The sequence below is a fragment of the Patescibacteria group bacterium genome (assembly GCA_020148045.1).
Classification (GTDB): Bacteria; Patescibacteriota; Minisyncoccia; order Minisyncoccales; family GWA2-38-27; genus JAHCRG01.
Genome location: JAHCRG010000004.1, coordinates 47,217 through 70,663 on the forward strand (window position 1 = coordinate 47,217; position 23,447 = coordinate 70,663).

A 23,447-nucleotide genomic window follows, 5' to 3' on the forward strand; every position below is an offset into this window, starting at 1 on the left:
ATGATTCAATTTACAAAACATCGCAAAATATATTTCATTTTCTCCGGAGCTCTAATCATAGCCAGTATTTTCGCTTTGGTTGTTTTCGGTTTAAAGCCCGGGATTGATTTTACCGGCGGAAGCATTTTAGAAATTGACTATCAAGAAACAAGACCGTCAAATCAAGAAATATTAGAAAAATTAAATGAATTTGATTTAGGAACTATTTATGTTCAACCAACTGGAGAAAAAGGAGTTATTCTAAGGATGAAAGAGATTGATGAAGAAATTCATCAGCAGATTTTAGAGAGACTTCAAGATGAGAGAGAGTTAGAGGAGATACGATTTGAATCAATTGGGCCCACAATTGGTCAAGAGTTAAAGCAAAAAACCAAAATTGTTATAGTTGTAGCCTTATTGTCAATGATTGTATATATTGCTTTAGCTTTTAGAAAAGTTCAGAGGCCTTTGCGGTCTTGGCAGTATGGAATAGCCAGTGTCGTTGCTCTTTTCCATGATATTTTAATTCCCTTAGGGATTTTCGCGGTTTTAGGAAAATTTTATAGCATTGAGATTTCTATTCCAGTTATCACTGCTCTTCTTGCTGTTTTAGGATATTCCATTAACAATACAGTAGTTGTCTTTGACAGAATAAGAGAAAATCTTTTGAAAAGAGGGGAGGCATTTAAAGAAACTGTTGATATAAGCTTAAATCAAACCTTAAGCCGACAGATTAATACTTCTCTGACAACTTTATTTGTAGCTGGAGCTGTCTTCTTTTTGGGCGGGGAAACTTTAAAATACTTTGCCTTAGCTCTAATTTTCGGAATTTTAGCTGGCACCTATTCCTCAATCTTCCTCGCCGGCCCAATTTTGGTAGCCTGGTATAGCCTGCGAGACTCGCAGGCTTTATGGCGCCACAGGAGAGAATAAAAAGCTTGACCATTCACCTTAAGGTTTTCTAAAGGTGAAGGGTTGACAAATTGGAAGAATAGGCGTATAGTGTAAGCAGTTCAGATTTTGATCATTGTAAACTACATAAAAGGAAAGAAAGGAGGTATCAAATGGAAACATTCCATACGATTATGACACATGAAAATCCTCATTTAGACGAGATTGTTGCAATTTGGTTGCTCCGGATGTTCGGAGGGGAGAAATTTCCCGGGATCAGCACTGCAAAAGTTAAATATTTGAGTACTGGTGGTAGAACTCCTGATGGCCGTTCAGCCCGAGATTATGAACAAGAAGGTATTCTCCTTATTGGTATTGGGGGTGGACGTTTTGACGAGCATCCATCTGTCAATGGCAAACGCAGAAAGAATGAGTGTGCTGCTACTCTTGTAGCTAAAGCCCTTGGTATAGATGATGATTTAGTGCTTGAGAAAATTTTGAGATTTACAATCAATAGCGATCTTAAAATAGGGAGCTATCCTTTTGATTTAGCCTCCATTATCAAGCTTCTTCATCTGCAACATCCAGGTCACCCACAAACGGCAATAGAATGGGCAGTGACAGCGCTTGGGGCAAAATATCGCGAGCAACTTCAGTTTTTTACCACAACTAAGGCAGAATTTGATGAGAAAGCCAAAATTGAAGAAATCCCAGGCCCTAATGGACGGATGCTCAAAATGGTAACCATTGTTTCTGATAATCCCCAGATGAATAAATTCGCTCGTTCTACCCATGGCGGAAATGCAGACATTGTAATTCAGAGACAGCCCTCCGGGAATATTCAGGTTTTTACTAATGGACGGTCCAATCTAGTTCTTTATGACGTTGCCCAGATGATTCGGCTTATTGAACAACAAGCAAAGGGTAAGGTTGTAACAACCAATTGGAAACTACTTGCTTCTGAAGGGAAAGTAGAGGGTGCCGAAGAATGGTTTTTCCAGGTCACTGGGCAGATGCTTCTTAACGGGAGTCTTACTGCAACTCAGGTACCGGCTACAAAGATTTCTCTTAAAAAAATCAAAGAGATTATTCGGATTGGTGTTCATCCACGGACTTTTTATCCAAAGCGGGCTGAAAATTGCAAGCAAGGTTTCTGTTTCTCGACACCTCGCAGTCCGTGTCCATGGTATCGGTTTGGGCTTCATCGTTGCCGGGAAATTCGATTCAAAATGAAGAAATCCTAAAGCTTTCTCAATTCGCATTCAAATGCGAGGGGAGAAGTGGCGAAAAAAGAAGGGTTTATTCCTTTACTCTTCTTTTTTTTATTTTCCTTTATCCCCAGCATTTTGGTCTTGACAGGGATTTTTAAAAATGTTTAAATAAGAGAATAAACAATTAACCATATAAATATTATGAATTTCAATTATCAAAAAATTTGCGCAGATTTATTAAAAGGTTTGCCTCAAAGAACAACCGGTGTTATTGAGAGGCGTTTTGGTTTGCAAACAGGGCAAAGAGAAACATTAGAAGCTATTGGAGAAAGCTATGGCCGTACCAGAGAAAGAATTCGTCAAATTGAAGATGATGGGATTTCTAAAATAAAACCGAGAATTAAGGAGAATCAAAAACTTTTTAAATATTTTGAAGATATTCTTACCTCTTTTGGGGGCTTGAAAAAAGAAGATGATTTACTCCAGGTTTTGGGCGGAAACAAGTTCCAAAGCCATATTTTCTTTTTATTATCTAATGGAGATGATTTTAATAGATTTCCAGAAGACAATGATTTTTATTCTTTTTGGGCAATTAAGAAAGAGTCTGTAAATCAGGCCAAGAAAGTGGTAGAATTAACTATAAATAGATTTAAAAAAGAAAAGAGAACTTTTTCTTTGAATGAGCTTTTAAAAAATCAGAAGCTAAATAAGGATATTTTTCTTTCATATATTGGCATTTCAAAGCAAATTCAAAAAAATCCTGAAGAGCAATATGGTCTAAAAGATTGGTTGGAGATTAATCCTCGTGGAGTAAAAGACAGGGCCTATTTGGTTTTTAAGAGGGAAGAGAAACCTTTGCATTTTGCCCAAGTTGCTACTCTTATAGAGAAATTACCTTTTCCTTGTCAAAAGGGAATTCACATAGCTACTGTTCATAATGAACTAATTAAGGACCCGAGATTTGTTTTAGTTGGAAGGGGCCTTTATGCTTTAACAGAATGGGGATATACCCCCGGAGTAGTTAAGGATATAATTTCAAAAATCTTAAAAGAGTCAAAAAAACCTTTATCAAAAAAAGAGGTTTTGGAAAGGGTTTTAGAACAACGTTTTGTAAAAGAAAATACAGTTTCTCTTAATTTACAGAATAACGATTGTTTTGTCAGGGACTCTCAAGGAAGGTACAAGGTAAGAGAAGCTTAGGAAGTTTCTCAATTTTTTAATGTTTGATTCATTAAAAATTTTAATTCCAATACTTTCCCCAGTCTGGGAAATTTTAAGAAGCTGGTGGTGGCTGCCATTACCTTTTATTTTATGGTGGCCTTTTTGTTTTCTCTGGCGTTGGCGGAAAACAGATATTTATTTAAAAAAGACAAAATATATTTTGCTTGAGATAAAGATTCCCAAAGAGGTTTTAAAGCCAATCAGGGCTATGGAGACAGTTGTAGATGGATTATGGCAGATTCTTTATGACGCTCCTGGTTCTTGGTGGGAGAGATGGATTGAGGGGAAAATAATACTTACTTATTCATTTGAAATTGCCTCGATTGGCGGAGAGCCCCACTTTTTTATCAGAATTCCGGAGAAAAGTCGGGACCCAGTTGAATCAGCTATTTATTCTCAATATCCTGAAGCTGAGATTTCCATAGCTGACGATTATACAAAATATGTCCCTCAAGATATTCCAAATAAGGATTGGGACCTTTGGGGTTCTGATTACAAACTTTTGAAAGAAAATCCCTATCCAATTAAAACCTATCTCAAATTTGAAACAGAACGCGAGCCCTTAGAGGAAAAAAGAATTGACCCCTTGGCTAGTCTTCTTGAGGCAATGGCAAAAATAAAACCGGGAGAGCAGCTTTGGGTTCAGATTACAGCTAGTCCAGTTACTGATGAAGAACTTCCCTGGGTAAAAGAAGGAGAAAAGATAAGAGATGAGCTTGCCAGAAGAACAAAAAAGGTTCCAGTAAGAAAACCAATGATTATGGAAGTTGCTGATATTTTAGTTACCGGAGAACCACCCGGAGGCCTACCCAAAGAGGAAAAAGAACTCATTCCGCCAGAAATGAAACTTACTCCTGGAGAAAGAGAAATAATTAGTGGAGTAGAGCAAAAAATGACAAAACGCGGCTTTAAGGCCAGTGCCCGGTTTATTTATCTTGGCAAAAGAGACGTTTTCTTTAAACCAAAGCTTCGGCTCGTTCTTGCCTTTTTCTCTGCTTTTTTTACTCAAAATCTTAATGCTTTAGTGCCTTGGGGGAAAACTCTAACTAAAATTCATAAAAGCTGGTTTTTGCCCCTAAATCTTGTTTTAAATCGGAGATTATATTTGAGAAAAAGATCTCTATTTAGAAAATATAAATTAAGATTTCCTCCTTTGTTTCCACGAAAGGGTCGTTGGCCTTCATCTTTTATCTTAAATACCGAAGAGATGGCTACTATATTTCACTTTCCTGGCCGAAGAGTTGCTCGAGCTCCTTTTGTTGAACGCATTGAAGCAAAGAAAGGAGAGGCACCTCCAGGACTACCTACAGAATAGATATCAATATGATTAATAACGAAATTAATCTTTTCGCTGAAACAACTTTCCGTAATATCCGAAAGAAATTTGGCATTAAACCCGATGATAGACGGAGGCATGTTTATGTTGTTGGTAAAACCGGGATGGGAAAGACGGCTATGCTTCAAAATATGGCTATTCAGGATATCCAGCAAGGCCGGGGAGTGGGTTTTGTTGACCCTCATGGAGAGGCAGCTGAAGAATTATTGGATTTTGTTCCTTCAGATCGGATTAATGATGTTATTTATGTTAATCCTGCTGATTTAGAATATCCCATTGCCTTTAATGTTATGGAAAGAGTTGACTTAGAGCATCGGCATTTAGTAGCTGGTGGATTGATGGGCGTGTTTAAGAAAATCTGGCCTGATGTCTGGTCTGCCAGAATGGAATACATCTTAAATAATTCTATTTTGGCTCTTCTTGAATATCCGGGTTCAACCCTGCTTGGGATTAATAGGATGATGTCTGACTCAGATTTTCGGAAAAAAGTGGTAGAGAAAATTACTGATCCAATGGTTAAGTCATTTTGGGTTAATGAATTTGCCCGTTATACTCAAAGATATGAAGTGGAAGCTACAGCAGCTATTCAAAACAAAGTTGGTCAATTCATTTCAGCTCCCCTGATTAGAAATATTATTGGTCAGATTGGCTCGGCTATTAATATGCGGGAAGTGATGGATAAAGGAAAAATTTTAATTTTAAATTTATCAAAAGGAAGAATAGGGGAGGATAATTCAATGTTATTGGGAGCTCTTTTAATTACAAAAATACAGTTGGCTGCTATGTCCCGAGTGGATATGCCCGAAGAGAAAAGAAGAGATTTCTTTTTATATGTAGATGAATTTCAAAACTTTGCCACCGAATCATTTGTTAATATTCTCTCTGAAGCAAGAAAATATAGATTAGCTTTAATTTTGGCTCATCAATACATTGCCCAAATGGATGAGACGGTTAGAGATGCTGTTTTTGGTAATGTCGGGACTTTAATTTCTTTCCGAGTCGGGGCAGAAGATGCCGAATATTTAGAAAAAGAATTTATCCCGGATTTTACTGCCGGAGATATTGTTAATTTGGCAAAATATAACGTTTATTTAAAATTAATGATTGATGGGGTAGCGGGAAGACCTTTTTCCGCTGAAACCTTAGCTCCGTTTCCAAGAGCCGAGGTTTCCAACAAAGAAAAGATTATAAAAGTTTCTCGGGAAAGATACGGAACTCTTCGGGGAGAGGTTGAAGAAAAAATTACCAAATGGGCGGGGTTTTTGGAGATGCCGGCTGTCTCAGCTCAAGCTCCCAAAGCTCCTGTTCTTTATGATGCCACCTGTTCGTTATGCGGCAAGCCTACAAAAGTGGTCTTCCCGCCAGATGGCAGGAGACCGGTGTATTGTAAGGCCTGTTTAAAAAAAGTAAGAGAAAGTGGCGGCTCAAAAGAATCAGCCCCGTCAATTTCCTTAGAAAAAGCAGTAAAAGAAGAGCCGGTTTCTTTTGGAAGGCCAAAAAAAAGACCCGAGCCCTTAAAAAGAAAACGAAAACCAGTTAATTTAACAGAATTAAGAAAAACCTTAGAGGAGTCCTTGGAAAAAAATGAGAACTCTCAAAAACCTTGATGTCAAAAATAAACGAGTTTTAGTAAGGTGTGATTTTAATATTCCTTTAAATAAAAAAGGGGATATTGGGGATGATTTTCGAATTAAACAGACCATCCCTACCATTGAATATTTGATTAAAAATAAAGCCAAAGTAATTTTGATGAGTCATTTAGGTGAGCCAGAAGGAAAGGTAGTAGAAACTTTGAGATTAAACCAAGTTCAAGAGAAATTGGCAGAATATTTAGACCTCTCAATAACAAAAGCCCCGGACTGTATTGGAAAAGAAATTGAGAAACAGGCAGAGAAGATGAAAGAAGGGGAAATTTTGCTTTTGGAAAATTTAAGGTTCCATAAAGAAGAGAAAGAAAATGACCGAAGTTTCTCTAAGGAGCTTGCTAAATTAGCCGATGTTTACATCAATGATGCTTTTGGCGTCTCCCACCGAGCCCATGCTTCAATTGTCGGAGTGCCCAAATATTTACCTTCAGGAGCCGGGCTTTTACTTGAAAAAGAGGTTAAAATTCTTTCTAGGGTTTTGGAAGAACCCTGGCGGCCCTTGGTAGCAATTATTGGTGGGGTTAAAATTTCAAGCAAAATTAAAGTGATTAAACAATTTTTAGAAAAAGCCGACCATTTACTTATTGGAGGGAAGATAGCCAATGCTATTTTGATAATAAAAGGAATTTGTGTTGGAAGACCCTGGCCGTCAGAAGAAGTAGCAAAAGAAATTACCAAGTTTAATTTAACTTCCACTAAACTTCATCTCCCTATTGATGCTGTTGCCTCGCCAGATGAAACCGGCAAATTTTATGTTCGGGAAACAGGACCTGGAAGAGTAAGAAAAGACGAAAAACTCTTTGATATTGGGCCGGAAACCATTGAAGTATTTTCTAAAATAATTGAAAAGGCAAAAATGATTATTTGGTCAGGTCCTTTAGGACGTTTTGAAGAACCATTATTTGAGAAAGGAACGAAAGTGATTGCCGAGAAAATTGCTAAGAATCATCAGGCCTTTAAAATTGTCGGGGGCGGAGAGACTATTTCTGCTTTATCTAAATTTGGTTTGCGAGAAAAATTTGACCATATTTCCACAGGCGGGGGAGCAATGTTAGAGTTTCTTTCTGGAGAAGAACTTCCGGGTTTAAAGATTTTAGAGAAATGAAAACTGAAATCAAAAATCTAAAGAAGACAGCTAACCGGATTTTAAAAGCAATAAAATCAAAAGAAAAAATAATTATTTATGGCGATGCTGATTTAGATGGAGTAACTTCAGTAATTATTTTAAAAGAATCTATTAAGAATTTGGGGGGCGAGATTACTGCAATTTATTTTCCTGACCGGGAAAAAGAAGGTTATGGGATAAATGAAAAAGCCCTCAAATATCTATCAAAAAAAGTTCCTGCTTTACCCCTCACCACTTTTCCAGGAAAAGCGGTGAGGGGTTTATTGTTAGTTTTAGACTGCGGCATTGGAAATTTCAAAGAAGTGAAAATAGCCAAAAAACTGGGATTTGAAGTAATAATTATCGAGCATCACGAAATATTGGATAAAGTTCCTGAAGCTTCTATTGTTGTTGACCCAAAACAAAAAGGAGATAAATATCCCTTCAAACAATTTGCTACAGTTGGAATTATTTTTAGGTTAGCTAAGCTTCTTTTGAAAGAAGGAATGACGGAGAATTTAAGAAAAAATTTTTTAGAATTGACAGCTATGGCGACCATTGCTGATATGATGCCGAGAATTGACGAAAACGAAGAAATGATTAGAGAAGGGTTAAGTTTCTTAAAAACGAGCTGGCGGCCGGGAATTCAGGCATTATTTGAGTTAGAACCATTTAAATCTTTAACTTTGCTTCAGCAAGTTTATAAAGTTAATTCTCTTTTGAATATTCGAAATATTGAGAATAGATTGCCAGCTGCTTTCCGCCTTTTAACCGCTTCCAGTAAAAAAGAAGCAGAGAAATTAGCCAGCAAGTTATTGGAAAACAACGTTCAAAAAAGAAAAAGAATAAAAGAAATAACAGCCGAGGTTGAAGAGAAAGTTTTAGGCAGAGAAGCAGAAGCAATTATTTTTGAGGGAAGTCCTGATTGGGAATTAATTTTATTGGGAGTAGTGGCAGCAATAATTTCTCAGAAATATCAAAGACCAGTATTTTTATATAAAAAAGATAAGACAGAAAGCCAAGGCAGCATAAGGGCGCCTGCTGGATTTAATACAGTAGAAGCAATGAAAAATTGTTCAAAAAACCTTATAACCTATGGAGGACATCCCCAAGCATCGGGATTTAAAATTAAAAATGAGGACTTAGAAGAATTCAAAGAATGCTTAATAGAATACCTTGATTAATTATGAAGAAAATAATTATATATGCAGATGGAGGTTCCAGGGGCAATCCGGGTCCGGCAGCAATCGGGGTGGTGTTTTGCAATGAGAAAAGTCAGAGTATAAAACAATATTCTGAATATTTAGGAGAGCGTTTTACTAATAACGAAGCAGAATACAAAGCTGTGATCTTCGCTTTAAAAAAATTTAAAGCTTTATTCGGCAAAAAATTAGCCAAAAATTCAGAAGTTGAAATAAGGTCTGATTCTGAACTCTTGGTAAAACAATTAAATAACCAATATAAAATTTTAAATGAAAAGATTCAACCCTTATTTTTAGAAGTTTGGAATTTAAAATTTGATTTTAAGAAAGTAAAATTTAAACTAATTTCCCGGGATAAAAATAAAGAGGCGGATAGATTAGTAAATGAAGCCTTAGACGCCAAATCCAAAACCCAGTCCTTAATTTAAACTTAGCTCGGCTAAGTTAAGCCTGGTTTAGTTTTTCGTTAACTAAACCAGGCTTAGTTTCGAATATAAGGTATAAAAAAGTCCCTTTGAATAGAGGGACTCTAAGCATTCAGAACAAAAAATTAATCTTCTATTCTGAACGCTTTAGCAATTTCGGCTGCTCGGTTTGGCACTGCTTGAGCAATTTGGGCCGCTTGGCTTGGCACTGCTTTAGCAATTTCGACCGCCCGGTCTGGCATTACTTGAGCAATTTTGGCCGCATAGCCTGGCATTACTTGAGCAATTTCGACCGCCCGGTCTGGCATTGCTTGAGCAATTTCGGCCGCATAGCCTGACATTGCTTGAGCAATTTTGGTCGCATAGCCTGGCACTGCTTCAGCAATTTTGACCGTTTGGTCTGGCACTGTTTGAGCAATTTCGACCGCCCGGTCTGGCATTGCTTTAGCAATTTCGACCGCCCGGTCTGGCATTGCTTTAGCAATTTCGGCCGCCCGGTGTGGCACTACTTTAGCAATTTTGGCCGCCCGGTGTGGCATTTTTTGAGCAATAACAACTGCCCGAAGTTCGTTTGCCCAAGCTGCTACTTCACAATTCTGTTCATTGATTTCAGACATTTTCATTTTTGTTCCCTTTCAGCACTGTTAGTTTTCACTTTTTAAACAACACCTATATTATATACCCATAATTTAAATATGTCAAGGTTTTCGGGTTTTTCTCTAAACAAAAAGGAGGCAATCGCCAATGAATTGCGTCCTCCTTTTTGTTGTCTTAGCAAGATTGTAAGCCGAATTCTGTTTTATGTGACCATCTATCTAAGCGAACTACTTTTTCCAAAAAATTGAGTCAAATTCCCGATTTTTTGGTTTGTTCTTGCACCCAGCAAGGATTTAGCCGTTTCACCCCCCGCCTGGGGCGGGGACTCGTCTCTGTTCGCACCTCTATCTACCTACGGTAGACGGTAGCCTTATTAGGAACTACTGCTTTTGAAATGGGTGTCCGGACTTTCCTCCCTCCCGCTAAGCGGGAGAGCGATCACTCATCTTGCTAAGACACTTATATTTTACCAAACCCAAGCCCCTTTGTCAAGTGCAAGTTTATTATAAGTTGAAAAATCAAGGGAAAAATAGTAAGATTAAACTATGGAGTATAATAGATATCCAATAAAGACGCACTTTATTACAACATCGGATAATTTATATAGTATTATTTCTAAATATGTTCTGCCTGTTGCTGAAAAGAACGATATCATTGTTTTATGCCAAAAAATTGTTTCAATTATTCAGGGCAGAGTAGTTCAGAAATCAGATGTTAAAGTTGGGTTTTGGGCAAGGTTTCTTTCAAAATTTGCCAAAAAGACACCCTATGGTTTTTCAGTAGGAAATCCTTTGAAAATGCAGGTAGCTATTAATTTAGCAGGTCTGCCAAGAATTTTATTTGCTTGTTTCTGCAGCGGTGTGGCTAAAATTTTTGGAATTTCTGGAACTTTTTATCGAGTAGCTGGCAATCAGATTAATCAAATAGATGGTTTTTATGGCGAGGCATTTCCTCAATATGCTAAAATAGGAATATTAGGGCCAAGAGATTGTGATAAGCTTTGCGACCAACTAAGAAATAAATTTGGCTTTCCATTTGCCGTAGCGGATGTAAATGATTTGGGTAGAAATCTTTTGGGGAAAAGCCAAGATTTAAAAGGCAAAGAAAAATTAATCTTAGAAATCTTAAAAGACAACCCGGCTGGCCAATCTAATCAACAAACCCCAATTGTAATTTTGCGGAGATATGTATAATCACATTTTTAATTCTAAAACAAAGACGATTGCTTCTGCTGCTGGGATTTTGGCAGCAGCGTCTTTGATTAGCGGTCTTTTAGGTCTTTTTAGAGACCGCCTTTTAGCCGGCAGTTTTGGAGCAGGAGATGAACTTGATATTTATTATGCTGCTTTTAGAATACCCGATTTTATTTCTACGGTTCTTATCATGGGAGCTATTTCAGCTGCTATAATACCTATTTTTAGTGAGTATTTAGTTCGTTCCCATGAGCAAGCATGGAGATTCTTTTCTAATCTTGTAAACCTCTTTTTTATTTCTTTAATTGTAATAGCTGCTGTTTTAATTATTTTTGTCCCTCAAATTCTTTCTATAATTGTTCCTGGATTTATTGGAGATAAAAAAGAGTCAGCTGTTTTGCTAACCCGAATTATGTTTTTAAGCCCGATTCTTCTTGGGATAAGCAATATTATTTCCGGTATTCTGCGCGTGTTTAAAAGATTTCTTGTTACTTCTTTAGCCCCTATTATGTATAATCTTGGAATTATTTTCGGAATTATGTTTTTTGTTCCTTTGATGGGATTAAAAGGGCTTGCCTGGGGAGTTGTATTTGGAGCTTTTCTTCATCTTTTTGTTCAGATTCCTATTCTTTTGAAAGTTGGATTCAGGCCTAAAAAAGTTTTAAACTTTTCTGAACCCGGTTTTCTTAGGGCTGTAAAATTAACTATTCCTAGAGCTATTGGCTTGGCTGCGGGCCAGATTAATTTAATAGTAATTACTGCTATTGGCTCTACTTTGGCAGCGGGAAGCATTGCGGTGTTTAACTTAGCAAATAATCTTCAGAAGCTTCCAATAACCCTTATTGCTATTTCTTTTTCTACTGCTGCTTTTCCATTTTTAGCATTATATTTTTCTAAGAAAGATAAAGAAAAACTTATTCAAGGGTTTTCTTCTGTTTTCAGACAGATTCTTTTTTTAATTGTACCTGTTAGTATTTTGATATTTATTTTAAGAGCTCAGATTGTTAGAGTAATTTTAGGAACAGGGAAATTCGGCTGGGCTGATACTCAACTTACTGCTGCCTGTTTGGGCATTTTTAGTTTTGTTATTTTTGCTTATGGACTCGTGCTTTTAATTTCTAAAACTTTTTATGCTTTTCAAAATACTAAAATACCTGCCTTAGTAACTTTATTTACAGTAGGATTAAATATTGTTTTATGTTATTTCTTTGTCTGGGTTTTAGGGTTTGAAAATGCTTTTCAAAGGTTTTTAATAACTTTTCTTGACCTTCAGGGAATCAAAGAGAATTCAGTTATTGGCCTTCCTTTAGCTTTAGCTGTTTCAGGAATATTTCAGATAAGTTTGCTTTTGATGCTTCTGTATAAGAAAATAGGGGATTTTAGAATAAAAGAGATATTTGAATCTTGCGTTAAGATTTTAGCTTCAGGTGTTTTATTGGGTTTTGCTTGTTATTTTGTTCGTCAAACTGTAGCTGAATTTGTTGATATGCAAACCTTCTGGGGGATTTTCTCACAAGCTGCGATATCCGGCTTGGCTGGAATTCTCGTTTATTTCTTAGCCGCTCTCCTTTTGAAATCACCAGAGATTAAGACAATTAGATTTTCAATTTTGAAAAAGTTTTCTTAGAGTATTCCAAAATATCAACGAGGACGGGTTTCGTTGCAACGAGACCCGTCCTCGTTTAATAAATTGAAAATATTGAAAAAATTTGTTAGGATAAAGAAGTTAACGGAACAGAGGAGCTAAGGCAAGAAAAACCATACTTAAAACAACCAGAGAAATTAAGGTAATCCAGATTATTTTAAAAATTGTTTTAGGTTTAAGTGACATTAATCTATGATAGCAAAGTTTAGAAAAAAGAAAAAGCTAAGTTCTTGGAAAAATATATTTTTTTCAATATTGTTTGGAGTGTTATTTTTGCTGGTTATAGGATTTTTAATTGTTACAAATTTGAAGACTAACCAGCGGAGAGCTCAACTTACTACAAGAATCACAAGTTTAAAAGGAGAAATTGAGGTTTTAGAACAAAAAAACCAAGAGTTAAAAGAAAACATTTCTCAGGCAGGAAGTAAGGAATCTTTGGAAAGAGCAGCTCTAGAACAACTTGGTTTAAAGCCTTCTGGTACGGAGGTAGTGGTTATTACTAAAGAAAAAGAGGGAGAAAAAGAAGAAGTTAAAGAGGAAGAAAAAACCTGGTGGGAGAAATTCAAAAGTATTTGGAAGCGGGATTAGTATAGTGGTAGTACGTAACCTTCCCAAGGTTGAAGCGCCGGTTCAATCCCGGTATCCCGCTCAATTATGCCAGAGTAGCTCAGTGGAAGAGCAGGGCTTTCGTAAAGCTCAGGTCGTCGGTCCGAATCCGACCTCTGGCTCTTTTTATTTTCATTGACAAATTTAGAGGATAGGTGTATAATGCAAGTATTGTAGTTTTACAAAAGAATAAAGAAAGAAATGATTGAAAAATATAAGGAGAGACAGAATGTTAGAAAAAACAAAAAAAAGATGGACAAGGTGGCTTGTTGGAATAGTGGTATACAGTTTGATCTTTTGAGTCCTTCATTTTGCACTTCCTGGTTCTTCAAAGATATTGCTTCTGATAACGCTTCCGATGGGAGTTGCTATAGGAATCTTCGCGTTTAGATAAGAAACAATATAAAAATTCAAGAAAGGAGATTGTTATGTATAGACTTATATTTGGGATGATCCTTCTCTTTTCAGCTGTTGGTGTTGCTGCTACGGGAAATGAGGTTGGAAGATGTTTGCTTGTTGCGCTACTTGCAGCAGTCGGTACCGCTTTTGTCCCCGGACAAATACTGATTATTTTTAAGACAAAGCACGATTAATTTTCAAAAAGCTCTCTTGGACCAGCAAAGTTCAATAGGGCTGTTTTTTTGATTTTTTTGGGGAAGTGTGGTAAATTAGAGTAAATAATACCATCATTTGATGGATTGGTAATATGGAAAAATCTGAGGTTAAAATTGAAGAATTAGAGAAGCGACTCCATCATTTGATGGACGGGCTTTGACATTGAAAATAAGGAGAAAAGATTAAAAGAACTTGAAAAAGAAGCCCAGAAGCCTGATTTTTGGAAAAATAAAGAGAAAGCTATTGAAATTAATCAGGAGATTGCTAATTTAAAAGAAGAAATTGAGAGAATAAGAAATCTTGAAAAGAAAATTCAACAAGGGGAGAGTCAGAATTTAGCAGAAGAAATAAAAAAAGAAGAAATTAAAGTTTTTCTCTCTGGGAAATACGACAGAAATAATGCTATTTTAGAGCTCTTTGCTGGAGCTGGTGGAATAGATGCCCAGGATTGGACAACAATGCTTATCAGAATGTTTGAGCGGTATTGCGAAAGAAAAGGATTTCAGGTAAAAATTATCCATCAGTCCTTTGGTGAAGCAGGGGGACCGGAAGGAAGAATTGGAACCAAATCAGCAACTCTGGAAATTAGAGGGAATTATGCTTATGGGTTTTTGAAAAAAGAAACAGGCGTTCATCGATTAGTTCGACAATCTCCTTTCTCTGCTAAAAAACTCCGTCATACTTCTTTCGCTTTGATTGAGGTTTTGCCTGAAATAGGGAAAAAAGAACAAGGAGAAATTAAAATAAAAGACGAAGATTTAAGATTAGATACATTTAGAGCTTCAGGTCCGGGTGGGCAATATGTAAATAAAAAAGAATCAGCTGTAAGGATTACCCATATTCCTACAGGAATTGCTGTTTCTTCACAATCAGAAAGATTGCAGGGTCTAAACAGAGCAGAAGCAATGAAAATTCTCTATGCTAAACTTTATCAGTTAAAAGAAAAAGAACGCAAGGAAGAATTGAAAGAAATTAAAGGCAAGGCGGTCTCTGCCGGCTGGGGAAACCAAATCAGGTCCTATGTCCTACATCCTTATAAGTTAGTTAAAGACCTTAGAACCGGCGTGGAGAATTCAAATGTAGAAGAGGTTTTAGATGGAAATCTGGATCAATTCATTGAAGCTGAGTTGAAAATATAATGTTATCAATACAAAACATCACAAAAACTTATCCTTCTCGTTCTGGCAATAATCCAACAGTTGCTTTGGATAATGTTTCTTTTAAAATAGACGGAAAAGAATTTGTTTCTATTGTTGGAAAATCAGGAGCCGGTAAGACAACCTTACTTAAACTGATTTTAGCTGAAGAAAAACCAACTCAGGGCCAGATTTTTTTTGACGGCCAGGATATCCATGAAATAAAAAAACCTCAGCTTCCCCAATTAAGACAGAGGATTGGCACGGTTTTTCAGGACTATAAATTATTTCCTTCAAAAACAACTTATGAAAATATCGCTTATGTAATGGAGGTAATGGGAGCGGCCGAGAAAGAGATTCAAAGAGACGTGCCTCAAGTTTTAGAGCTCGTCGGGTTGATAGACAGGGCTGATAATTTTCCCAACGAACTTTCTGGAGGCGAGAAGCAAAGAGTAGCTATTGCCAGAGCCCTTATTCATCGTCCAGATGTTATTTTAGCTGATGAGCCGACCGGTAATCTTGATCCCTATCATACCTTTGATATAATCCGGCTTTTGGTAAAAATCTATGAGCTTGGAACCACTGTTGTTTTATCTACCCATGATAAAGGGGTAATCAATTCTCTGGGGAAACGAGTAATTACCTTAGATCAGGGAAAAGTAGTTAGGGACGAAGAGCGCGGCCGCTTCATTTTGTAAAATTATGTTAACATCATTTAAGAGAATAATTAAAACCGGTTGGAAGGGTTTTTCACGGAACATTGGTTTGAGTATAGCAACTATATTAATTATGGTAATGGTTATTTCTCTGGCAACCTTGCTTTTTCTTTTAAACCCAGCTTCCAAGATTTTAATTTCTGGTTTGCAGGAAAAGGTTGACATTTCCGTCTATTTTGGAGAAGATGTTTTACCAGAGGATATTTGGGAAGTTAAATCAGAGATTTCTAGAATTCCTGAGGTCAAAGATATTGAATATGTTTCCAGAGAACAAGCCCTTGAGAAATTTATTGAAAAGCACAGAGACGACCCGGTTTTAATGGAGTCATTAACAGAGGTTGGCTACAATCCCTTTTTGGCTTCTTTAAATATTAAGGCCTGGCAGGTCTCTCAATACGAGCAAGTTACCAATTTTTTAGAAACAGGTCCTTTTAGAAATTTAATTGACAAGGTTGATTATCACCAAAGAAAGCCAGTAATTGAGAAGGTCTTTTCAGTAACTTCTGGTATTAATAAAGTAGGAATTTTCTTTAGCATAATTTTTGGAGCAATCGCTATCTTAGTTGCTTTCAACACCATCAGAATAGCAATTTATAATTCAAGCGAGGAGATTTCAATTATGAGGTTGGTTGGCGCTTCAAACTGGTTTGTTAGAGGACCATTTTTAATCCAAGGAGCAATCGTTGGATTTATTGCCACTCTAATTACCCTTATAATAACTTTTGGCATTTGTTATGGTCTTGACTCAAAAATCAGGGTAATTGCGCCTGAAATAAGCATTTTCAGCTTATTCCTCAGCAATTTCTGGACTCTAATCTTAATCCAACTCGCCACCGGCATCGGCCTGGGCATTCTCTCCAGCTTGATCGCCGTCAGGAAATACCTTAGAATCTAACATTCCGGGGTCGTCTAGCGGTAGGACACATGGCCCTGGACCATGTAACTTTGGTTCGAATCCAAACCCCGGAGCTTTTTTATGATTATTGCTTCTTTAGCCATTTCAATTGCTACTGCTTTAATTGAGCTTTTTACAAAAGGTAGAGGCATTGTTATTATTCCTTACGGCTTTGTTATACCTTTGCTAATTCTTCTGCCTCGTTTTTTTTATTACTTTGATGCAAAAATTAAAAAAACTGTTAAGGTTGAATGGATGAAAAAGATTGAGTATTTTGCTTTTTTCATAGTTCTTTTAAGTGCTCCTGCTAGTTTAATTCTCCATGACCTGGGCTTCCAATACGATAGGTTTCTTCATTTTGCTGTAGCTTTCTTTGCTTTAATAATTTTCTCATTGCTCTGGCTGCCTGTTATGAAGATAAGCGGGGAAGAAGTTAAAAAAAGAAACTTATTGCTTTACCTTTTTGCTGTTTTGTTTGTTGCTCTTTTTCTTTGGGAAATATTGCAGTATAACATTGATCAACTGTTTGGCACAAAACTGTTTTTTGACGCAAAACAAGAAATAAAGGTTGATTTTTTAGAAGATATCTTGTTTGGAGCAGCTGGATTGATTGCTGCTGTAATCTATCTTAACTTTTCCCTAAAAAAATTCTCAGGCCTTTTAATCTCCTCTTGAAATTTCCCCAAAATAGAGTTAAATAAAAAAGCCCTTCACGGGTTTTTTTGTTTCTTTGGTCTACTCGGGTTAATTTGGAGGATATAATTTTTTGATTAATTTAGGTAAAGGAGTAGAATCATCTAAAATAAGTTGGGTTGCATTTTTTCTCATAGATTTTTTAGCGGATTCTTTTTTAAACCACTTTGTCCAGGCACCGGAAAAACCATCTACTCTGCAGAGCATTAAACCACCCATATGTTTTTTGATTCTATTCTCAAGTTTATTTTTATTTTCAGGAACGTTGATTTTATCCATGAAGGTCTTAATCATCGCTAAAACAGCTTTTATTCCAGCATTTCTGATGTTTTTATGATACTCGATTCTTAAAAGGTATGAGCCTAAAAGTATGCCTATATCAAATGCAGGGTCTCCAAGATGAGCTTCTTCTAAATCGCAAGTTCCAACTTTTGGACCCTCAACTAAAATATTACGAGGATGATAATCGCCGTGAACTAATACTTTATTAATTTTCATGCTTTCTTTTACAAGTTCTGTCTGTGCCTCTTTAACCAATTTTTTTGATCGGGAATCAAGCTTGGAGTAAACTTCAAGACACTGATATTTCAATTTGATAAATTTTGTTTTCTTGTCTCCGGCCGTAGAACGCAATGGTTTAACTTTTCCATAAGTGTTATTAACCAATTCAGCAGCAATCTCAGCCAGTTTTTTAGAAGCGTCTAAATTTATTTCTTTATCAATTACATTCTCAAATAAATTTGCTTTGGGAGTCAGAACTTCAGAAAGGACTAAAACCATATTTCTCACATCATGGTAATAGATATGAGGGGCAATACCATAGCCGATAACTTTTTCAAAAATTCGCAATGCTTTAGCTTCATAGATTTGCCTTTCGTCACTGAAAATGTGGTCAAAATCTATAGGGATTTCTATGTCTAAAACTATTAAATATTTTTTACTTCCTGGAACTGCCTGTTTTATATAAAAAGGTGTCCCGTCAACAACTAAACGCAATACTTCAGAGACTAATCCACCTCCGGCATCTTTGAATCCCTCCAATTTCCCCTTGCTGACAAAATCAAGGTGGGGGAATACATCTTTTTCAAGATAGGGAAGTATATTTTGTTTATTAAGCCTTTCCATAATTTTACATTATATTCTCTAAAAATTTATGCTGAAAGCGAATTTTCTACCGTAAGTTTTTGGATCTCTTTTTCCATATCAAAATATTCATCAATTTTCATCATGAAAGTACCTTGAGAACTTTCACCACCAATCAAGAATTCAACAACACCCATTATGTAATTCCGGAGCAACAAAAACCCCCTCAGTTTATTAATTTCTTGAGGCAAAAGTTTTCTTATGGAATTATAGTTCTGAATATAGCCATACAAATCATTTACATTTTTATTTTTTACGAATATATCCCAAAGAGCAAAAGCTAAACCAGTAACAATAGGGCCGTGAAATAAATCATCAAAGTCCAATATCCCTGATACCTTATTATCTTTTACTAAAATATTTGGTGCATGTATGTCTTTTTGGACAATTGCTATTGGTAACTCACTAATATCAAGAGTAAAACTTTTTGCCCTTAGAATAAAATCTTTGACTTCCTTATTTTTGATTTTTGATACATCAATACTATTAACAGAAAGGAGATCAGTAAAGAGAAAATCCTTCACTTTTTTATTTGTGTCACAAAGCTTTAGAACAGGCGATAATTTGGATTCAAAACACGTTGCTAATTTATGCATTCTTGCTTGTAAATAAGAAAGTTCTTTTAATAAACTTGGTGAATAATAGGAAGGATGATTGCCTTCTATAAATTCCATTAAGATACTGCGCCATGTTTTATCTTTTATTTTTGTATGCGAGATAAAATAATTATCAACAGTACAAATAATTTTAGGCACAGGAATTTTATTTGCTATCAAGAAATTTATATATTCAACCTCTAAACGAATTTCATCTTCAGTTCTTCTTCTTTGGCGATATACACGCATTGCATATTTTTTCTCTTTAGTGGTAATTATAAATGTTGTATTTTCTACTCCACTCGGATCAACTTTAAAATCAAATTCTAAAATACCATAATTAGCCAAAATTTTGGCTAAATTTTCTCTTGAGGGTTTAATATGGTTTTGTGATCCTAATTTAGGCATTTTAAAAATAAGAATACTAAAAAGTCCTGGTCCCTAATTTACTTTTATTATATAATACAAATTTTTAAAGAATTTTAAAAGGGGGTTCTAAGTATTTTAGAATGAACCCCCTATTAATTTAGGCTCTTTTTCCAAATGAGGAACTTGGCCAATTGAGACAATATCCCAACCCTTCGCACTCAGCTCAATCTGACTTATTGAGGTATAGGCTAATTTTCCTGTGAGAGTAGTAATATCAGAAAGGTCATCTTTAATAATAGTCAGATTTTTTCTTCTTTTGTTTTTCTGCTGGATAAGCCAGAGTGTTAAGGTAATAGTAAGACGGTGAGAAAATACAATATTTACTGGAGTTGTGGATTCTTCAAAGTATTTCAATCCTTGTTCAATTAGCAGAAGATGGTTATTCAGCTTTTGTAGGATTTTAGAGCAGAGCTCTTCTTTGTTCAACCAAAGCTTTACCGGATGAATCCTTTTTTGTCTTGCTTCTTCAACGATTGCCAGTGCTTCGGCTTTTTTGTTTATCCAGGGAACTTCAGTAAAATATTCTAACACCGAAAGATGTTCGGCAAGGCCTTTACTTATAATCCTCGCCATATCCTTCGCTCTCTTGAGTGGACTGGTATGGATTTTGAAAGGTCTTCTTTTCAAGATTCGAGGAAGATTCGCTTTCAAATAAACCAAGAGAAGTTTAACCATTTCCATTCCTTGTTTGTCAATTGGGACATAAGTTTCTATGTCTTTTTCTTCTTGTTCCGCTTTTCTTAAGAGCCCATCGGTCCATCTGACAGATGGATGCCTCACAAACAGAACAGTCTTTTCCATGGTTCTACCCTTTCATTCATTTTTCAGTTTTAAAAATGTTCTAAACTATATTTGTATTATATCATTTTGTATAAAAAATGTCAAGCTTTTAACAGGCGTTTTAATCTATCCTTGAAATTCCCCCAAAACAGGGCTAAAAATCCCCATCGCTAGGTAGTTTTTTATCGCCAAAGAGGTGATTTTTTGATATAATAAAATTATAAAGGTCGCTGTTTTATCTAATTTTAATAAAATTATGAAAGCTCTTTCTTGGATTGCTCTTATTATTTCAGTCATAGTAGTAATAAATGAATTGTTTTGGATTGGAAAAAGTGAGCTCGCCTGGGTTTTAATAGCTTTAGGTGCCTCAGTTGTTTTGCTTGCTGTTCAACAGATTGCTAGCAAAAAAGCATAATTTTTTATCAAAGATTTAATTAGATTACTGTTTTTGAGCCGAAATCGGCATCGGTTTGATTTTTAATTTTTAAGTAATCAAAAAAGCCCAGCGCTAGGCGATTTTTATTTTTCAAGTTTGACGGATTTGAATAATAAGCGTATACTCTAAGTAGCATTTTCCAAATAGAACAATTAAAATTGGAAAGGATAAAATATGAAATACAATAAACTTGTCAGAGACAAAATCCCTGAAATTATAAAACAGAAAGGGGATGTTCCAATAACTCATATTGCTGGGGATGAGGAGTATTGGCAAAAGCTAAAAGAAAAACTCCAAGAGGAGGCCAATGAATTTTTAAAAGAGAGCAGCGAAGAAGAATTAGCTGACATCTTGGAGATTATTTATGCTATTTGCGACTTTAAGAAAATTGATAAAGAAAAATTAGAATCTTTAAGAAAAAAGAAAGCTGAGAGAAGAGGCGGATTCAAAGACAGGATAATTCTTGATGAAACAAAGTAGTAATTTCCAAAGCCGCAAACTGGATATTTTTTCTGCCCCCGATACAATCAATATGCCAATTAGTTTTACCTTATTGGGCTTTTTTCTTTTAAATTAAGTATGCTATAATGGAAAAATGAAACCGTTAAATGTTTTAGGGTTAATAGTTTTTTTTATCGGAATTTTTATCTTAATTGGGTTTGGATTGTATAAGTTTTTTGAAAACACGGAAATTCCATTTATAGTAAGGTGGGGGATTATTGCAATAATATTGGGAGTAATTATTATTCTAATATCTCTTATTAGAGAAAGAATAAAAGAAAAAAAATTATGATACTTACAACTTCAGATAAAATTCCGGGAAAAGAAATCAAAGAAACTTTAGGTTTAGTTCGGGGTAATACCATCAGAGCCAAACATATTGGTAAAGATATTTTGGCTGGTTTAAGAAATATAGTAGGTGGAGAAATTAAAGAATACACGGAAGCATTAGATGAGGCAAGAAAATCAGCAGTTGAAAGAATGGTTGTGGAGGCAGAAAAATTAGAAGCAGATGCAATTGTTTGTGTCCGATTTACTACCTCTCAAGTTATGAGCGGAGCAGCTGAACTTTTGGTTTACGGAACAGCAGTAAGATTAGTTAAGTAGGTTTTAGTTAGTAAAAAAAGTATCTCATTTTTGGTAAAATAGAATATATGCTAAAGATTAAAAAATCATTTAAAACTGGTTTAAGTTTTGGCTTAACTTCTGGAATAATTACTACGCTTGGTTTAATGGTTGGACTACATTCAGGTACTCACTCAAGGCTTGTGGTTATAGGGGGGATATTAATAATAGCAATAGCCGATAGCCTTTCAGATGCTTTAGGTATTCACATCTCTGAAGAGTCAGAAAGCGAGCATTCCTCAAAAGAGATATGGGAATCAACAATTTCTACTTTTTTATCTAAGTTAATTTTCGCCTTAACATTTATTATTCCAATTTTGCTTTTTGAGTTTCCAATAGCGATTTTAGTAAGTGTAATTTGGGGATTATTTGTCCTAAGTATTCTTAGTTTTTACCTTGCTAAAGAGCAAAATATAAAGCCCCAGAAAGCAATCGCAGAGCATTTGTTTATCGCATTGGTAGTTATAGTTATAACCCATTATCTCGGCGACTGGATATCAACAACATTTGGTTAAGCTATTGATAATTTTTTTTAGATATGTTAAGATAAAAAATTCCAAATTACGTCGGGAAAAGAGAGTCCCTGATGGCAGAAGGGGAGAAACAAGGTAAGATGAAACTAACATCCTGTTGTTAAGTTTTACTTTAGTGCCTAAGGCGTCTTCCTTCTGGGGCAGAAGGGGAGAAATAAGGTAAGACGAAACTAACATCCTGTTGTTAAGTTTTACTTTAGTGCCTAAGGCGCCTTCCTTCTGGGAAACTCGTTGTTTTCTAACTTTCATACTCTCTTTTCTCAATTTATTGTTCTTTGTACCCAAGTGGGCTGTAATAGCCCCTAATACGGAGTCCTTAAGGCAAACCCTTAAGGACTTTTTTTGTTGACATAATTAGAAATATTGTATAATCTGTTAGATTAGAACGTTCTTTTAAAATATGGAAAGATTATTTAGGAAAGGATATAAAGATGAATCCGATTAGATTAACCAAAGAGGTGACTATTAAAGGCCCTAATTTATGGGGATTAAAAGCTAAGCTTACATTTTCTCCATTAAATTCAAGATATGGCTGGGTGTGGCAAAGTAATAGGTTATTTTTTATCTCAATAAATCCTTCAATTGTTGATGACAAAGCATGGGGAACAAGGCTTTATTTTCAAGGTAAAAAACTGCAGATTTTTGAACACATAGGTGTTTTACACTGGTTTGGACTTTGTGGGCTTTCTATTAGATCTAGTTCTTGGCCACCATATTATGGACGTTCATTGGAGTTCTGGCAAGCAATAAAGCCGTATTGTGAAGAAGATACTTCCAAAGAAATTAATTGGTACACTCTAAGGAAACCAGTTCGCTGGACTTATCCTAAACCAAGAAACAATCAAATAGCTTTTACAGAAATCCGTCCAAACACTAAAAAAGAGCTTAAAATAGAAGTAACCTGTAACTATTCAGGTATGGGTGCTTGGACAGAGTATTTTTCTTTTCCAGATGATAAAGAACTTGAACAATTATGCGCTGTCTATAATCAGGGCTGGCCTCCAATTTTGTATTATCTTTTAAAGGTACCCCCATTTTTTGGATGGCCTCATCATAAAACTGCCATATGGGTTCAGGAAAGAGGGAAAGGGTTAACAACCTTAAGGCAGTTTATAAAACATCGGGCAGCTGATTTGCTTGGAACATTGAGTTTGCTTTGCCGAAATGATGGTCTGTTATCTGCTAATGTTACTTCGGTTTGCTCCGGCCACAAGGCTGATATTGAGGCAGTGCTTCAAGCAAATGAATTGCTTTATCAGCTTGAATAATAAAAGGGTGTTTTTCAGACACCCT

Annotated in this window: 26 protein-coding genes, 3 tRNA genes, 1 other RNA gene and 1 pseudogene; 25 read left to right on the plus strand and 6 right to left on the minus strand. The window is 35.8% G+C overall.

What is annotated here, in order from left to right:
• The 8 genes from secF (at position 1) to KJA13_00855 (ending at position 9,019) form a co-directional block, all read left to right on the plus strand.
• Positions 1–912 carry a protein translocase subunit SecF gene (secF, locus tag KJA13_00820; GenBank protein MBZ9577570.1) on the plus strand — a complete coding sequence of 304 codons (912 nt, stop codon included), beginning with the start codon at positions 1–3 and terminating at the stop codon, positions 910–912.
• Between the two features lie 131 nt (positions 913–1,043).
• Positions 1,044–2,114, plus strand: a complete 1,071-nt coding sequence (locus KJA13_00825) for a hypothetical protein (GenBank protein MBZ9577571.1) — start codon at positions 1,044–1,046, stop codon at positions 2,112–2,114.
• A gap of 168 nt (positions 2,115–2,282) precedes the next feature.
• Entirely contained in the window at positions 2,283–3,281 is a 999-nt protein-coding gene (locus tag KJA13_00830) for a hypothetical protein (protein ID MBZ9577572.1), read from the plus strand.
• Positions 3,282–3,300: 19 nt separating this feature from the next.
• The gene (locus KJA13_00835) at positions 3,301–4,617 is read left to right on the plus strand and encodes a hypothetical protein (protein ID MBZ9577573.1); all 1,317 of its coding nucleotides are present in this window, start codon (positions 3,301–3,303) and stop codon (positions 4,615–4,617) included.
• Between the two features lie 8 nt (positions 4,618–4,625).
• Complete coding sequence (locus KJA13_00840; GenBank protein ID MBZ9577574.1) at positions 4,626–6,245, plus strand: type IV secretion system DNA-binding domain-containing protein; 1,620 nt, start codon at positions 4,626–4,628, stop codon at positions 6,243–6,245.
• Entirely contained in the window at positions 6,223–7,389 is a 1,167-nt protein-coding gene (locus KJA13_00845) for a phosphoglycerate kinase (GenBank protein ID MBZ9577575.1), read from the plus strand. Before KJA13_00840 ends, KJA13_00845 begins: the two co-directional genes overlap by 23 nt.
• Entirely contained in the window at positions 7,386–8,573 is a 1,188-nt protein-coding gene (locus tag KJA13_00850; protein MBZ9577576.1) for a DHH family phosphoesterase, read from the plus strand. Before KJA13_00845 ends, KJA13_00850 begins: the two co-directional genes overlap by 4 nt.
• Positions 8,574–8,575: 2 nt before the next feature.
• On the plus strand, positions 8,576–9,019 hold the full coding sequence (locus tag KJA13_00855) for a ribonuclease HI family protein (protein MBZ9577577.1): 444 nt from the start codon (positions 8,576–8,578) through the stop codon (positions 9,017–9,019).
• A gap of 122 nt (positions 9,020–9,141) precedes the next feature.
• Here KJA13_00855 and KJA13_00860 read toward each other — a convergent pair whose 3' ends face one another.
• On the minus strand, positions 9,142–9,633 hold the full coding sequence (locus tag KJA13_00860) for a hypothetical protein (protein MBZ9577578.1): 492 nt from the start codon (positions 9,631–9,633) through the stop codon (positions 9,142–9,144).
• Positions 9,634–9,783: 150 nt separating this feature from the next.
• Positions 9,784–10,067: RNase P RNA component class A (gene rnpB / locus KJA13_00865), an RNA gene on the minus strand.
• Between the two features lie 91 nt (positions 10,068–10,158).
• Here rnpB and KJA13_00870 point away from each other — a divergent pair.
• The 11 genes and pseudogenes from KJA13_00870 to KJA13_00920 all read left to right on the plus strand — a co-directional run bounded on the left by KJA13_00870 (position 10,159) and on the right by KJA13_00920 (position 17,094).
• The gene (locus KJA13_00870) at positions 10,159–10,806 is read left to right on the plus strand and encodes a coenzyme F420-0:L-glutamate ligase (protein ID MBZ9577579.1); all 648 of its coding nucleotides are present in this window, start codon (positions 10,159–10,161) and stop codon (positions 10,804–10,806) included.
• The gene (gene murJ / locus KJA13_00875) at positions 10,799–12,433 is read left to right on the plus strand and encodes a murein biosynthesis integral membrane protein MurJ (protein MBZ9577580.1); all 1,635 of its coding nucleotides are present in this window, start codon (positions 10,799–10,801) and stop codon (positions 12,431–12,433) included. Before KJA13_00870 ends, murJ begins: the two co-directional genes overlap by 8 nt.
• A 210-nt stretch (positions 12,434–12,643) precedes the next feature.
• The gene (locus KJA13_00880; protein MBZ9577581.1) at positions 12,644–13,039 is read left to right on the plus strand and encodes a hypothetical protein; all 396 of its coding nucleotides are present in this window, start codon (positions 12,644–12,646) and stop codon (positions 13,037–13,039) included.
• Positions 13,030–13,100, plus strand: a tRNA-Gly gene (locus KJA13_00885). The genes KJA13_00880 and KJA13_00885 overlap by 10 nt, the downstream gene beginning before the upstream one ends.
• 7 nt (positions 13,101–13,107) lie before the next feature.
• Positions 13,108–13,179, plus strand: a tRNA-Thr gene (locus tag KJA13_00890).
• A 306-nt stretch (positions 13,180–13,485) separates the two neighbouring features.
• Positions 13,486–13,650, plus strand: a complete 165-nt coding sequence (locus tag KJA13_00895; GenBank protein MBZ9577582.1) for a hypothetical protein — start codon at positions 13,486–13,488, stop codon at positions 13,648–13,650.
• Positions 13,651–13,754: 104 nt separating this feature from the next.
• A pseudogene (gene prfB, locus KJA13_00900) lies at positions 13,755–14,811 on the plus strand (peptide chain release factor 2).
• A complete protein-coding gene (locus KJA13_00905; protein MBZ9577583.1) occupies positions 14,811–15,506 on the plus strand; it encodes an ATP-binding cassette domain-containing protein in 696 nt (231 codons plus the stop codon). The pseudogene prfB and the gene KJA13_00905 overlap by 1 nt, the downstream one beginning before the upstream one ends.
• A 4-nt stretch (positions 15,507–15,510) precedes the next feature.
• Positions 15,511–16,419, plus strand: a complete 909-nt coding sequence (locus KJA13_00910; GenBank protein MBZ9577584.1) for an ABC transporter permease — start codon at positions 15,511–15,513, stop codon at positions 16,417–16,419.
• A gap of 3 nt (positions 16,420–16,422) precedes the next feature.
• Positions 16,423–16,493: transfer RNA gene (locus KJA13_00915), tRNA-Gln, on the plus strand.
• 7 nt (positions 16,494–16,500) lie between these two features.
• Positions 16,501–17,094 carry a hypothetical protein gene (locus KJA13_00920; protein MBZ9577585.1) on the plus strand — a complete coding sequence of 198 codons (594 nt, stop codon included), beginning with the start codon at positions 16,501–16,503 and terminating at the stop codon, positions 17,092–17,094.
• A 69-nt stretch (positions 17,095–17,163) separates the two neighbouring features.
• Here the strand turns inward: KJA13_00920 and KJA13_00925 are convergent, their stop codons facing one another.
• The 3 genes from KJA13_00925 to KJA13_00935 form a co-directional block, all read right to left on the minus strand.
• Entirely contained in the window at positions 17,164–18,237 is a 1,074-nt protein-coding gene (locus KJA13_00925; protein MBZ9577586.1) for a phosphotransferase, read from the minus strand.
• 26 nt (positions 18,238–18,263) lie between these two features.
• Positions 18,264–19,259 carry a phosphotransferase gene (locus tag KJA13_00930; GenBank protein MBZ9577587.1) on the minus strand — a complete coding sequence of 332 codons (996 nt, stop codon included), beginning with the start codon at positions 19,257–19,259 and terminating at the stop codon, positions 18,264–18,266.
• Positions 19,260–19,355: 96 nt separating this feature from the next.
• The gene (locus tag KJA13_00935; protein MBZ9577588.1) at positions 19,356–20,081 is read right to left on the minus strand and encodes a histidine phosphatase family protein; all 726 of its coding nucleotides are present in this window, start codon (positions 20,079–20,081) and stop codon (positions 19,356–19,358) included.
• 235 nt (positions 20,082–20,316) lie between these two features.
• On the opposite strand from KJA13_00935, the gene KJA13_00940 reads away from it, so the two are divergent.
• The 5 genes from KJA13_00940 to KJA13_00960 all read left to right on the plus strand — a co-directional run bounded on the left by KJA13_00940 (position 20,317) and on the right by KJA13_00960 (position 22,136).
• The gene (locus tag KJA13_00940; GenBank protein MBZ9577589.1) at positions 20,317–20,475 is read left to right on the plus strand and encodes a hypothetical protein; all 159 of its coding nucleotides are present in this window, start codon (positions 20,317–20,319) and stop codon (positions 20,473–20,475) included.
• A gap of 195 nt (positions 20,476–20,670) precedes the next feature.
• Positions 20,671–20,976 carry a nucleoside triphosphate pyrophosphohydrolase gene (locus KJA13_00945; protein ID MBZ9577590.1) on the plus strand — a complete coding sequence of 102 codons (306 nt, stop codon included), beginning with the start codon at positions 20,671–20,673 and terminating at the stop codon, positions 20,974–20,976.
• A gap of 115 nt (positions 20,977–21,091) precedes the next feature.
• Positions 21,092–21,289 carry a hypothetical protein gene (locus tag KJA13_00950; GenBank protein MBZ9577591.1) on the plus strand — a complete coding sequence of 66 codons (198 nt, stop codon included), beginning with the start codon at positions 21,092–21,094 and terminating at the stop codon, positions 21,287–21,289.
• Positions 21,286–21,603 (plus strand): YbjQ family protein, encoded by a 318-nt coding sequence (locus KJA13_00955; protein ID MBZ9577592.1) that lies wholly within the window; start codon positions 21,286–21,288, stop codon positions 21,601–21,603. Before KJA13_00950 ends, KJA13_00955 begins: the two co-directional genes overlap by 4 nt.
• Before the next feature lie 56 nt (positions 21,604–21,659).
• Positions 21,660–22,136, plus strand: a complete 477-nt coding sequence (locus tag KJA13_00960) for a hypothetical protein (protein MBZ9577593.1) — start codon at positions 21,660–21,662, stop codon at positions 22,134–22,136.
• On the opposite strand, the gene KJA13_00965 is transcribed toward KJA13_00960, so the two are convergent.
• Positions 22,119–22,403, minus strand: a complete 285-nt coding sequence (locus KJA13_00965; GenBank protein MBZ9577594.1) for a hypothetical protein — start codon at positions 22,401–22,403, stop codon at positions 22,119–22,121. The genes KJA13_00960 and KJA13_00965 overlap by 18 nt on opposite strands.
• A gap of 182 nt (positions 22,404–22,585) precedes the next feature.
• Here KJA13_00965 and KJA13_00970 point away from each other — a divergent pair, with 182 nt between their 5' ends.
• Positions 22,586–23,422 (plus strand): UDP-3-O-acyl-N-acetylglucosamine deacetylase, encoded by an 837-nt coding sequence (locus KJA13_00970; GenBank protein ID MBZ9577595.1) that lies wholly within the window; start codon positions 22,586–22,588, stop codon positions 23,420–23,422.
• Positions 23,423–23,447 lie beyond the last annotated feature (25 nt).

Excerpts from the sequence above, each read along its gene's own strand:
- KJA13_00895 (MBZ9577582.1), top strand. The coding sequence starts at position 13,486 with ATGTATAGACTTATATTTGGGATGATCCTTCTCTTTTCAGCTGTTGGT.
- KJA13_00940 (MBZ9577589.1), top strand. The coding sequence starts at position 20,317 with ATGAAAGCTCTTTCTTGGATTGCTCTTATTATTTCAGTCATAGTAGTA.
- KJA13_00920 (MBZ9577585.1), top strand. The coding sequence starts at position 16,501 with ATGATTATTGCTTCTTTAGCCATTTCAATTGCTACTGCTTTAATTGAG.
- KJA13_00950 (MBZ9577591.1), top strand. The coding sequence starts at position 21,092 with ATGAAACCGTTAAATGTTTTAGGGTTAATAGTTTTTTTTATCGGAATT.
- murJ (MBZ9577580.1), top strand. The coding sequence starts at position 10,799 with ATGTATAATCACATTTTTAATTCTAAAACAAAGACGATTGCTTCTGCT.
- KJA13_00880 (MBZ9577581.1), top strand. The coding sequence starts at position 12,644 with ATGATAGCAAAGTTTAGAAAAAAGAAAAAGCTAAGTTCTTGGAAAAAT.
- KJA13_00905 (MBZ9577583.1), top strand. The coding sequence starts at position 14,811 with ATGTTATCAATACAAAACATCACAAAAACTTATCCTTCTCGTTCTGGC.
- KJA13_00855 (MBZ9577577.1), top strand. The coding sequence starts at position 8,576 with ATGAAGAAAATAATTATATATGCAGATGGAGGTTCCAGGGGCAATCCG.
- KJA13_00935 (MBZ9577588.1), bottom strand. The coding sequence starts at position 20,081 with ATGGAAAAGACTGTTCTGTTTGTGAGGCATCCATCTGTCAGATGGACC.
- KJA13_00825 (MBZ9577571.1), top strand. The coding sequence starts at position 1,044 with ATGGAAACATTCCATACGATTATGACACATGAAAATCCTCATTTAGAC.
- KJA13_00835 (MBZ9577573.1), top strand. The coding sequence starts at position 3,301 with ATGTTTGATTCATTAAAAATTTTAATTCCAATACTTTCCCCAGTCTGG.
- KJA13_00925 (MBZ9577586.1), bottom strand. The coding sequence starts at position 18,237 with ATGGAAAGGCTTAATAAACAAAATATACTTCCCTATCTTGAAAAAGAT.
- KJA13_00850 (MBZ9577576.1), top strand. The coding sequence starts at position 7,386 with ATGAAAACTGAAATCAAAAATCTAAAGAAGACAGCTAACCGGATTTTA.
- KJA13_00955 (MBZ9577592.1), top strand. The coding sequence starts at position 21,286 with ATGATACTTACAACTTCAGATAAAATTCCGGGAAAAGAAATCAAAGAA.
- KJA13_00860 (MBZ9577578.1), bottom strand. The coding sequence starts at position 9,633 with ATGTCTGAAATCAATGAACAGAATTGTGAAGTAGCAGCTTGGGCAAAC.
- KJA13_00845 (MBZ9577575.1), top strand. The coding sequence starts at position 6,223 with ATGAGAACTCTCAAAAACCTTGATGTCAAAAATAAACGAGTTTTAGTA.
- KJA13_00965 (MBZ9577594.1), bottom strand. The coding sequence starts at position 22,403 with ATGAAAGTTAGAAAACAACGAGTTTCCCAGAAGGAAGGCGCCTTAGGC.
- KJA13_00945 (MBZ9577590.1), top strand. The coding sequence starts at position 20,671 with ATGAAATACAATAAACTTGTCAGAGACAAAATCCCTGAAATTATAAAA.
- KJA13_00910 (MBZ9577584.1), top strand. The coding sequence starts at position 15,511 with ATGTTAACATCATTTAAGAGAATAATTAAAACCGGTTGGAAGGGTTTT.
- KJA13_00870 (MBZ9577579.1), top strand. The coding sequence starts at position 10,159 with ATGGAGTATAATAGATATCCAATAAAGACGCACTTTATTACAACATCG.
- secF (MBZ9577570.1), top strand. The coding sequence starts at position 1 with ATGATTCAATTTACAAAACATCGCAAAATATATTTCATTTTCTCCGGA.
- KJA13_00970 (MBZ9577595.1), top strand. The coding sequence starts at position 22,586 with ATGAATCCGATTAGATTAACCAAAGAGGTGACTATTAAAGGCCCTAAT.
- KJA13_00830 (MBZ9577572.1), top strand. The coding sequence starts at position 2,283 with ATGAATTTCAATTATCAAAAAATTTGCGCAGATTTATTAAAAGGTTTG.
- KJA13_00930 (MBZ9577587.1), bottom strand. The coding sequence starts at position 19,259 with ATGCCTAAATTAGGATCACAAAACCATATTAAACCCTCAAGAGAAAAT.
- KJA13_00840 (MBZ9577574.1), top strand. The coding sequence starts at position 4,626 with ATGATTAATAACGAAATTAATCTTTTCGCTGAAACAACTTTCCGTAAT.